3 protein-coding genes are annotated in these 1997 nt (G+C 65.9%); all 3 read right to left on the bottom strand.

Going from position 1 to position 1997, the window contains the following annotated elements:
• The coding region (ytpR, locus tag EOD07_RS32465) for a YtpR family tRNA-binding protein (protein ID WP_348627793.1) at positions 1–611 on the bottom strand (611 nt) is incomplete at its 3' end.
• On the bottom strand, positions 608–1045 hold the full coding sequence (locus tag EOD07_RS32460; RefSeq protein WP_041009775.1) for a GFA family protein: 438 nt from the start codon (positions 1043–1045) through the stop codon (positions 608–610). The genes ytpR and EOD07_RS32460, both read right to left, overlap by 4 nt.
• On the bottom strand, positions 1042–1995 hold the full coding sequence (pheS, locus tag EOD07_RS32455) for a phenylalanine--tRNA ligase subunit alpha (protein WP_245470580.1): 954 nt from the start codon (positions 1993–1995) through the stop codon (positions 1042–1044). Before pheS ends, EOD07_RS32460 begins: the two co-directional genes overlap by 4 nt.
• Positions 1996–1997 lie beyond the last annotated feature (2 nt).

The following is a 1997-nucleotide window of genomic DNA, read 5'->3' as shown; positions in this document are numbered from 1 at the left end:
ACCGGGCACAGGCCGTTGCCGGCATGCGGCATGATCCCGCCGCCCACCAGGCGGCCGAGCCCACTCGCGGCGAGGTCGCGCGCAATGCCGTAGACACTGGTCGCGTCGGGACGGTTCGGCGTCAGATTGATCTCGATCACCGGATCGTCGAGATGCGCGTAGGCGGCGAAGCTGGTGCCGACCGGCGCGTCCTCAGGCAAATCGATGATGCCGTTGTGCTCGTCGGAGATTTCCAGCTCGCGCTCGGAGCACATCATGCCATGGCTCTCGACGCCGCGGATCTTGCCGACCGAGAGCGTCACGTCGATGCCGGGAACATAGGTGCCGGGCGCCGCGAAGGCGCCGATCAGGCCGGCGCGGGCGTTCGGCGCTCCACACACGACTTGAACCGGCGGCTTGCCGTCGCCGGTGTCGACGGTGAGCACGCGCAGCCGGTCGGCGTCGGGATGCTGCACCGCCGTCAGCACTTTCGCGATGACGAAGGGCTTCAGGCCCGACTTGTCGTCGACATGCTCGACTTCGAGGCCGATCGCGGTCAGCCGCTCGACGATCTCGGCAAGCGAGGCGTCGGTCTCGAGATGGTCCTTGAGCCAGGAGAGGGTGAATTTCATGACTGTGTTCCGTCAGGTCTTTGTTCGTCGGGCCGGGATACGCTGGTCTTCAGATGTCTGGGCAGATCGTCCGGCATGTGCAGGAAGGGGAGTTGCTCACGCACATAGGCATGCAGCGTCGGCTTGAAATAGGCCGGCATGTCCATGGCGCCGAGCATGAAATAGATCCGGTTGTCGAGCCGCTTGTCGGTATAGGCGATCGGCGAGCCGCAGATACCGCAGAACGTGCGCTCCACGGGGCCGTTGCGGTAGCTTTTCAGCGATTTGCCGGTGAGCGCGACCTGGTCTGCCATGAAGCCGACAAAGGCCGACACCGGCGCGCCCGTCGCGCGCCGGCAATCGCCGCAATGGCAATAGCTGATGTGGTGCGGCTCGGCCGAAGCCTCGAACCGCACCGCGCCGCAACGGCAGCCGCCGGTGTGAGGTGCCGTCATGCAGACAGGCCCCCGAACAGCGTCGGCAAGTCGAGCGGCCGGAAGCCGTAATGCGTGAGCCAGCGCACGTCCGCGTCGAAGAAGGCGCGCAGGTCCGGCATGCCGTATTTCAGCATGGCGATGCGGTCGATGCCCATGCCCCAGGCAAAGCCCTGATATTCGTCGGGATCGAGCCCGCCGGCGCGCAGCACGTTCGGATGCACCATGCCGCAGCCCAGGATCTCCATCCAGTCGGAGCCTTCGCCGAAGCGCACTTCGCCCGGACGCGAGCGGTCGCACTGGATGTCGACCTCGAGGCTGGGCTCGGTGAACGGGAAGAAGGACGGCCGGAAGCGCATCTTGACCGACGGCACCTCGAAGAAGGCCTTGCAGAACTCTTCCAGCACCCACTTCATGTTGGCGACGTTGGCGGTCTTGTCGACCACCAGCCCCTCGACCTGATGGAACATCGGCGAGTGGGTGGCGTCCGAATCCTGCCGGTAGGTCTTGCCGGGGATCACGATGCGGATCGGCGGCTTCTGCCGCTCCATGGTGCGGATCTGCACGGGCGAAGTGTGCGTGCGCAAAAGCTTGCGCTCGCCCTTCTCGTCCGGCTGGAAGAAGAAGGTGTCGTGCATCTCGCGCGCCGGATGTCCTTCGGGGAAATTCAGCGCCGTGAAATTGTAATAGTCGGTCTCGATGTCCGGACCTTCGGCGATCGAGAAGCCGAGGTCGCCGAAGATCGCCGCGATCTCGTCGATCACCTGGCTGATCGGATGGATGCGGCCGCGCTCGGCCGGCGACTGGCGGACGGGGAGCGTCACGTCGACCTTCTCGGCGGCGAGCCGGGCGGCGATCGCCACATCCTTCAGCTCCGCCTTGCGCTGGGCGAGCGCCTCGGTGACGCGGTTCTTCAAGCCGTTGATCGCCGGGCCCTTCACCTGCCGCTCCTCGGCGCTCATGGCGCCCAGCG

Source organism: Mesorhizobium sp. M2C.T.Ca.TU.002.02.1.1 (genome assembly GCF_003997225.1).
Note: the sequence above shows the minus strand (reverse complement) of the source record. Positions and strands in the feature narration are given on the sequence as shown.